Consider the following 1,809-nt stretch of genomic DNA (forward strand, 5'->3'; position numbering starts at 1 on the left):
TTGGGGATGGTCCTCATAGGCCTCTGTAGGAGAATGGATCATGCGCACCGGCGTGATCGCTAAAAAGGTGGGGATGACCCGCCTTTTCCAGGACGACGGACGGCACGTGCCGGTTACCGTATTGTCGCTGGAGAATTGCCAGGTGGTTTCGGTTCGTACCGCTGACCGCGACGGATATGTCGCTGTCCAGCTGGGCGCCGGCTCTGCCAAGCAGAAGAACGTTGCCAAGCCGCAGCGGGAACACTTCGCCAAGGCTGAAGTCGAACTGAAGGCACGGGTTGTTGAATTCCGCGTTGCGGACGACGCTACCATTGAAGTCGGATCGACGATCGCTGCCTCGCACTTCGCGGTTGGCCAGCTGGTCGATGTCGGCGGTCACACGCAGGGCAAGGGCTTCGCCGGCGCCATGAAGCGTTGGGGTTTCGGCGGTATGCGCGCCACGCACGGCGTGTCGATCAGCCACCGTGCTCACGGTTCGACGGGTAACCGCCAGGATCCGGGCCGCGTCTTCAAGAACAAGAAGATGGCCGGTCACATGGGCGATCGCCAGCGCACCCAGCAGAACCTCGAAGTGGTTCGCGTGGATGACGAGCGTGGCCTGATCTTCGTCAAGGGTTCGGTTCCGGGTTCGAAGAACACCTGGCTGACCGTCAAGGATTCGGTGAAGGTCTCGCGCCACGCCGAAGCGCCTTATCCCGCCGGCCTCAAGCAGGTCGCCAACAGCAACGATTCGGCGCCTGCCGACACCCCCGCGGATGACGTGGCGGCTGTCGAAGCGACCGAAGGCCAGGAGGGCTAAGTCGTGAAGGTCAAGCTTTCCAACCTCGACGGTTCAGCCGGCAAGGGTGAAGTCGAGCTGTCCGATGCCGTATTCGGCCTCGAACCGCGCGCTGACATCCTGCACCGCGTTGTAACCTGGCAGCTCGAAAATCGCCGCGGCACTGCCCGCGGTGCTCGCGAGCGTTCCGACGTTGCCCGCACCGGCAAGAAGTTCGGCAATCAGAAGGGCGGCGGTACGGCTCGTCACGGCGATCGTGCAGCTCCGATCTTCATCGGTGGCGGCAAGGCGCACGGACCCCGCGTTCGTGACTTCAACCCGTCGCTGAACAAGAAGATCCGCGCTTTGGGCCTGAAGATGGCTCTGTCCAGCAAGGCCCAGTCGGGTCTCGTGATCGTCGACACGCTCGACGTGACCGACGCCAAGACCAAGGTCCTGGCCGCTCAGCTCGCCAAGGCGAACTGGGGCAAGAAGGTGCTGGTCATCGATGGCGAGCAGGTGAACGAGGGCTTTGCCCGCGCCACCGGCAACCTCATCGGCGTCAACGTCCTCCCAGCTGTCGGCGCCAACGTCTATGACATCCTGAAGCATGACACGCTGGTGCTGACCCGTGCCGCTGTCGAAAAGCTGGAGGCGCGGTTCGCCCTTCCGGGAGGGACCAACTAATGGCTAAGGACGCAATCAACACGCGTCACTACGACGTGATCGTGGCTCCCCACATCACCGAGAAGTCGACGCTGGCCAGCGAGTTTGACGCAGTGGTCTTCAAGGTGGCGAACGATGCCACCAAGCCGGAAATCAAGGCGGCCGTCGAGGCCATCTACGGCAAGAAGGTCCTGAGCGTGAATACGCTGAACCAAAAGGGCAAGACCAAGCGGTGGAAGGGCAAGCCCTATCGCCGTTCGGATTTCAAGAAGGCCGTAGTTCGCCTGGCTGAAGGCCAGTCGATCGACGTCACCTCCGGTATCTGAGGCGCGGACAATGGCACTCAAAAACTATAACCCGACCAGCCCCGCACGGCGCGGCCTGAT

3 protein-coding genes are annotated in these 1,809 nt (G+C 62.4%); all 3 read left to right on the plus strand.

Annotation, left to right across the window (positions count from 1 at the left end; translation table 11 throughout):
• The first annotated feature begins 40 nt into the window (after nucleotides 1–40).
• Genes rplC through RMO89_RS09005 form a run of 3 tightly spaced genes read left to right on the plus strand, consistent with a single transcriptional unit; the run spans nucleotide 41 to nucleotide 1,749 of the window.
• Nucleotides 41–799: a 50S ribosomal protein L3 gene (gene rplC, locus RMO89_RS08995; protein ID WP_310532609.1), complete on the plus strand. Its 759-nt coding sequence runs from the start codon at nucleotides 41–43 to the stop codon at nucleotides 797–799.
• A gap of 3 nt (nucleotides 800–802) precedes the next feature.
• Nucleotides 803–1,444: a 50S ribosomal protein L4 gene (gene rplD, locus RMO89_RS09000; RefSeq protein WP_310532610.1), complete on the plus strand. Its 642-nt coding sequence runs from the start codon at nucleotides 803–805 to the stop codon at nucleotides 1,442–1,444.
• Nucleotides 1,444–1,749, plus strand: coding sequence for a 50S ribosomal protein L23 (locus RMO89_RS09005; RefSeq protein ID WP_310532612.1), 306 nt, complete (start codon nucleotides 1,444–1,446; stop codon nucleotides 1,747–1,749). The genes rplD and RMO89_RS09005 overlap by 1 nt, the downstream gene beginning before the upstream one ends.
• Nucleotides 1,750–1,809: the final 60 nt, after the last annotated feature.

This window comes from Novosphingobium sp., assembly GCF_031424035.1.
Classification (GTDB): Bacteria; Pseudomonadota; Alphaproteobacteria; order Sphingomonadales; family Sphingomonadaceae; genus Novosphingobium.

What these genes read in the sequence shown, in the direction of transcription:
- rplC (WP_310532609.1), top strand. Translation starts at nt 41, where the DNA reads ATGCGCACCGGCGTGATCGCTAAAAAGGTGGGGATGACCCGCCTTTTC.
- RMO89_RS09005 (WP_310532612.1), top strand. Translation starts at nt 1,444, where the DNA reads ATGGCTAAGGACGCAATCAACACGCGTCACTACGACGTGATCGTGGCT.